This window comes from Oceanisphaera sp. (assembly GCF_052084945.1).
In the GTDB taxonomy this organism is placed as follows: domain Bacteria; phylum Pseudomonadota; class Gammaproteobacteria; order Enterobacterales; family Aeromonadaceae; genus Oceanimonas.
This window is the reverse complement of the sequence record NZ_JBQDEX010000138.1, coordinates 1-5,965: the sequence shown is the minus strand read 5'-3', so window position 1 is coordinate 5,965 and position 5,965 is coordinate 1. Positions and strand designations below refer to the sequence as shown.

Sequence of the window (5,965 nt, the reverse complement as noted above, 5' to 3'; positions counted from 1 at the left end):
AAAAAGCCCCGTGCAATACATTGCACGGGGCTTTTTGCTAGTAGTGAGTGCTGGAGGGGTTAGTCCAGCTGACTGCGTAGCCAATCTAATACTTCACCGTAGTGGGCGGGTAATAGCGACTGTAGACTATCCAGAGCCAGCTTAGTCTGTGCGTGAGTGTCTAGACTAAAGTTAATGTGCCCCACTTTTCGACCAGGGCGTACGTCTTTACCATACCAATACAGCTCAGCACCGGGCACGGCTAACCAAGCATCTTGGCGCTCGGTTCCTACTAAATTCACCATCACACTGGTGTTTTTTACCGTCGGTTGCACTAATGGCAGTTTAGCCACGGCACGTAAATGGGCTTCAAATTGGCTGATATTAGCGCCAGCTTGCGTCCAGTGACCACTATTATGCACCCTTGGCGCCAGCTCATTAACCAGTAACTCATCACCCACGCGAAAGCACTCCATGGCCATCACGCCCACATAATCGAGGTGGTTCATTAACTTAGCCAGCATTTTTTCGGCTTTTTCTTGTAAGTGAGCTAAACGCGTCAAAGGCGCGACTGAGCCCAGTAAAATGCCATTAACATGCAGATTTAGCGTTAACGGATAAAAGAAGCACTGGCCGTCGGCACTGCGTACGCCCACCACAGACATTTCTTCATCAAAGTCGATGGCTTGCTCAGCAATAGCTTCTTCATGCCACCCCTCAGGAATGGCATCTAAGCCCGGCTCACGCAACCAATGTTGGCCGCGACCATCATAACCACCGGTGCGTCGCTTTAATAATACTCGCTCACCAAGCTTGTGATGCAAACTGCTGGCATCAGTGTTAGTGCGCACTAACTGCCAGGGTGAGGTGGCAAGTCCGAGCTCATCAATTAAGGATTTTTGGGTGAAGCGATCTGCTAATATAGGAAAAGTTTGCAAGTTAACAAAGGCGGGGTGGCTTGCTAACTGTAGAGTGGCTGCGGTTTCAGGCCACTGCTCTCGCTCTGCGGTAACTTGCTCGTGAGCTTGCAGCGGAAACGTTTCTTCAGACTCAATATCGACCGCTTGTACGTCTAAGTTTAATGGCATACCGGCATGCTTGAGCATTTGCCCTAGTTGGCCTGCGCCTAATACCCAAATACGACTCATGCCTGCTCCCTTGGATCTGGATGGGCTAATACCGCCTCGGTTTGTTGTTGGCGAAAGGCCTCTAAACGCTCGGCTAAGGCGCTGTCATTATTGGCTAATATTTGGCAGGCTAATAAACCGGCATTAAAAGCCCCCGCCTCACCAATGGCCAAGGTACCCACTGCCACCCCTTTGGGCATTTGTGCAATAGACAACAAGCTATCCATGCCATTTAATGCACGACTTTGTACTGGAACACCCAGCACGGGCAACCGAGTTTTAGACGCCACCATACCCGGCAAGTGGGCTGCACCACCGGCACCAGCAATAATCACTTCAAACCCGCGCGCTGCCGCCTCACTACTAAACGACATTAAACGGTCTGGCGTGCGGTGCGCCGACACCACTTCTATCTCGTAAGCCACTTGCAGTGTGTCCATAATTTCGGCGGCACCCTGCATGGTGGGCCAATCACTTTTTGAGCCCATGATGACGGCAACTTTTGCTTGCATGATTACTCCTGTTAAGCAAGATTAATGGCGCATAATCCTGCAATAAGCACAGATTAAACGCCCAGCATGATGGTGGATCTGGGAGGAGCGCGAATTATAACGAAATGGGGGTTTGTCGGCTAGTCACCTAAGCAACAAACCGTCTAATATAAAGTCAGGAAAAAGGCAAGCCTAGACAGAACCCTAAGGTAAGGTTAGAGTAATAGCCGTTTGCAATATTATCTGTATGTTTCACAGGAGGTGTTACACCCATGATTGGTGCAATTGAAACTCTACCTTAGCTTAATTCACGACTGTCAGTGTCGCTGACTACACATCACTCGGCTATCGCCAACGTCTCTAGTTACTATTGTTATAGGTTAGACGCTCGTCATTACTTGTAACAGAAGTTGTATTAACGCCTGGTTGCGTCCGTTGTCGCAAGCCAAGTTACTTATTGACGCCCTTCAGTAGTTAAGGCTGCTGTTGCTGTGCGTTTGTCTCATCATTTGCTTAAGTTATTAACTTAAGCACGTCATGGAGGTTTCCTTGGAACTCTATCAATTCTCTATTACCACCGTATTGCTGCTGCTGGCAGCATTTTATGGCGGTACCTACTTCTTAACTACCTTTATCAAAAAAGATCAAGAAGATACCGACGCTTTTATGGTCTCTAACCAGCGCATTGGCTTTGGTATGGGCGCGGCCAGTATGACGGCCACTTGGATTTGGGCAGCTTCATTTTATGCCGCTGCCACCTCGGGATATACCTATGGTGTTTCAGGGCCGCTACATTATGGTTTGTGGGGTGCCTTGATGATCTTATTTATCTACCCCTTTGGCCGCCGCTTTCGGTCATTAGCACCTAAAGCGCATACTTTAGGGGAGCTAATCCATGCTCGCCATGGCTCATCAAGTCAGTTAATTTTAGCCTTCTCAAACCTATTAGGCAGTATTATCAGCTTAATGGTGAACTTTACCGCAGCCGGCGCATTGGTCGCGGTACTGTCGCCCCTATCTTTTCAAGCCGGTATTATTATTGCTGGTGTAGGGGTACTGAGCTACACATTGTGGTCAGGCTTTAGGGCCTCGGTGTTTACCGACTTTGCTCAGCTAGTGGCGCTAATGGCCATTGCTATTGTGATTATTCCTGCGGTGCTGTTCTCTATGGGCGGACCTAGCGTGATGTTAGAAGGCTTTAATAACATGAGCGCCGAACAAGTTGACTTGTTCTCAATGGATGCCATTTTAAAACAAGGGGCGCCGTTTTTTATTGCGGTATTAGCCTACGCCATTGGTAACCAAACTATTTCTCAGCGTTTGTTTGCGGTCAATGAAAAGCACATTAAATCGACGTTTTTAACTGCAACCTTAGGGTATGGCGCCATTGTCATTGGCCTAGGCATGATTGGTCTTATGGCTTTAACCTTAGGGGTAGAACCGCTTAATGGGGAAGTCAATAACCTGATCCCTCAAATGGTCTCTACTTATCTCTCACCTGTCTTTATCGGCCTTTTCTTTATTCTGGTGATTGGCTCTTTATCTTCCACTGCCGACTCTGATCTATCTGCCTTGTCTGCCATTGTGATGGCTGATGTATACGGAAAAAACTTAGCCCGCGGTAAAATCGACCCCAAACGTATGCTGTTTATTGGTCGTATGACCATGGTAGCTGCTACATTAATTGGCGTAATCTTGGCCAGTTATTCGTTTGATATTTTGGTAATGCTGGTATTTGTTGGCGCACTTTGGGGCGCGATTGTATTCCCCGTGATTGCAAGCTGCTACTGGGATCGTATTACTAATGTCGCCTTTACCAGCGCAGTACTTGCCGGTTTAGCGCTATTTTGTGTGGCCCGCTTTGAGCTGCTGCCCATGTCAGGCGCCACTGGGCTTACCTTTGAACTGATGGCTTTTGTGGGTGCCGGTGTGGTCATTGGCTTAATGGCCTTTGGTTTCTTTGGTAAGTGGGTTGGTATTATTGCCGGTGTTATTGCCGCCTTAGCCATGACCTATTATGCCACTGGTTTCTTGCGTGAATACACAGTGCTGTTATCGTCACTGGTCGCTTATGGCGCCAGCACCTTGGTATGTGTAGTAATAAGCTTGTTGAGTAATGAGCGCTTTGACTTTGACTTGATCAATCAGCGTGTAGGTCATTATGACGATAGATACGATCTCAATACCGAGACCGTGAACACCCGCCACCAGTTAGCTAAGGAGCAATAATGAGCGAGTTTATATTAGGTTCTTATATTCTAGTCTGGCCTGCCCTTACTTTAATTATATTGTGGGTTATTTGTCATGCCGTATGGAAAGACATTCAAACGGCAAAAAAAGAAAAGCGCGGACTGGTATAAGTCTCTACCCATAATACACTGTTAATAAAAAGGCGAGCGCTAAGGCTCGCCTTTTTTATCGCTACAGAGGACCAACTTATGCCGAATCAAGAATAATACGGGTGCGGTTTGTCGCGACCACCTCGGTGTTCGCCCCTCGGCTTTGCTCTAAGATTACCAGCTCATCTTGATTACCCTGATGAGACCTAATACTCAACAGGGTTTGAGCACGAGTGCCGTAGTGTAAATCGGCACTATGAATAAAAGGAGCCGACAACAGTCGCTCTAGTTCGGGCGTCACCCCAGTATTAGGCAGCTGATCAGCCGCTGCAGTCTGAGTATCACTCAATAATTGCCACGCGTTTTTTTCAATGCCCGTTAAAGTACTGTCTTTGGGGATCTGAGCTAGGCCTTGCTTTAGGCGGTTAACTTTAGGCCAAGGGGTGTCAAGTAGCGCATTAGATAACCCATACTCTCCCCCAGGCAATAACCGCGCTTCACCACCCAAACGGTTAGCACCATACCAGATAGCCTGCTGGCGACTATCACCCACCAATAAATTAAATCCAGCATACTCATCACCGCGAGCCAGTACCTGCTCTAAATAATGAGCACCGCTCACCTTGCTGGTTAAAAAGTCCTTTACCAGCTCACCTCGGCTACGCTTGCCTACCTGCATATCGCCTTCGCGAATATTGGTCAATGCTGCAAAGCGCCCCGCTCGATTTACGCCTAACCAAGTACCACCAGCTTGTAAATCTCGCCCCGCCCAAATATCAGGATAGCCTGTCCACCATGCTGCTTCAGCTGTAGGTCTTGCATAGAACTCATCACGGTTGGCCAGTAACAGTAAGCGGCTATGCTCTGGCTGCCAAGAAAACGCAATTAAGCACAAAAATAATACCCTGCCTTATTAAGTTAAATTATCGCCCCCTTAGCCTAACGCATTACTCCCTCTCAGCCCAAGACGATAGTAACTGCAAAGACTAACAGTCAATTAAGGTACATTTCTCACCCGCATAAAGCTGGCAAAGCGGGGCAATTGTTGGCCAGTTTCACCCTGATAACGATAGGTGACGGTAGCGCCAATGGCGGGCGGCTGTTGGCGCTGCTGATCACTAAAACCGGTACCCAGCTTAAATCGCCGACCATCGGGCGTCTCCACCAATAAGGCCCCCAGCATGCCTTGGTATTTTCCAAGCCCAGGTAAATGCGCCACTACCTTGGCCTCAGCATCTTGAAATCGCTTTAATTTAAGTAAATCTTGGTGGCGCCCTGCTTGATATACACTTTGTCGATGGCGCAACATCAACCCCTCTCCGCCAGCTGCATCAATTTGATTAAGTAACGCAGCCAGCTCAGCGTTATCGGTCACTAACCGCTGCTCAACTAACTGTAAATAAGCGGAGTCGGCGTCAGTAATAAGTGGCTTTAACTCTCTTAAACGCGCTTCAAATGGTTCTCTGCTGGCTGGCAAATCAAATACCATAAACCGGATCTTGCGCCATTCACTGTCAATGGCCTGATAACGGCGCACCGCCGCCGATACGGCTTCAAACTGACCGCGCCCCATCCATAACTCACCGTCTAGGGGCATATTCGGAAAGTCATGAGTAAACCAGTCAGGTGCAGAAAAATGATGGCCACTGCGCGATACCAGCTGCTGCCCATCCCAATAAGCGCGCACCCCATCGAGCTTTTCACTCACTCGATATAGGCTGGCATCTTGGTGTTGATACTCAGCCGCTAACTGTAACGGCGGCTGAGCAATACCTTGGGTATATCCGACATTAGGCAACAATATAAACGGCACAGCTAATGGCAACCACAACGGATACTGGTACATAGCTTCCCCTCCTTGGTTGGTAGTCATGGTTATTGGTTCGAAAAACAACCATTAATAACTCAGCATAGGAGAAAATACAGCTTTAAGCTGGAAAGCTGGAAGTGTCTTTCTTCCAACTCTCAGCTTAAAGTCTGTCACTTCATCACATCTTTTTGTTGATGTTTGAGTAGAAGTCAGGCAGAG

6 protein-coding genes are annotated in these 5,965 nt (G+C 48.1%); 2 read left to right on the top strand and 4 right to left on the bottom strand.

Annotated features, from left to right (window positions below):
• Positions 1–59: 59 nt before the first annotated feature.
• Entirely contained in the window at positions 60–1,127 is a 1,068-nt protein-coding gene (purK, locus tag ACTHY5_RS10865) for a 5-(carboxyamino)imidazole ribonucleotide synthase (RefSeq protein WP_441879527.1), read from the bottom strand.
• Positions 1,124–1,618 carry a 5-(carboxyamino)imidazole ribonucleotide mutase gene (gene purE, locus ACTHY5_RS10860; protein ID WP_441879525.1) on the bottom strand — a complete coding sequence of 165 codons (495 nt, stop codon included), beginning with the start codon at positions 1,616–1,618 and terminating at the stop codon, positions 1,124–1,126. The genes purK and purE overlap by 4 nt, the downstream gene beginning before the upstream one ends.
• Positions 1,619–2,146: 528 nt before the next feature.
• Here purE and ACTHY5_RS10855 point away from each other — a divergent pair.
• Together ACTHY5_RS10855 and ACTHY5_RS10850 are read left to right on the top strand one after the other, a co-directional pair.
• A complete protein-coding gene (locus tag ACTHY5_RS10855; protein WP_441879523.1) occupies positions 2,147–3,826 on the top strand; it encodes a sodium:solute symporter family protein in 1,680 nt (559 codons plus the stop codon).
• On the top strand, positions 3,826–3,957 hold the full coding sequence (locus ACTHY5_RS10850; protein ID WP_441879521.1) for a putative transporter small subunit: 132 nt from the start codon (positions 3,826–3,828) through the stop codon (positions 3,955–3,957). The genes ACTHY5_RS10855 and ACTHY5_RS10850 overlap by 1 nt, the downstream gene beginning before the upstream one ends.
• Positions 3,958–4,033: 76 nt before the next feature.
• On the opposite strand, the gene ACTHY5_RS10845 is transcribed toward ACTHY5_RS10850, so the two are convergent.
• Positions 4,034–4,831, bottom strand: coding sequence for an NRDE family protein (locus ACTHY5_RS10845; protein WP_441879519.1), 798 nt, complete (start codon positions 4,829–4,831; stop codon positions 4,034–4,036).
• 102 nt (positions 4,832–4,933) lie between these two features.
• Positions 4,934–5,782 carry a DNA ligase gene (locus tag ACTHY5_RS10840; protein WP_441879517.1) on the bottom strand — a complete coding sequence of 283 codons (849 nt, stop codon included), beginning with the start codon at positions 5,780–5,782 and terminating at the stop codon, positions 4,934–4,936.
• Positions 5,783–5,965: the final 183 nt, after the last annotated feature.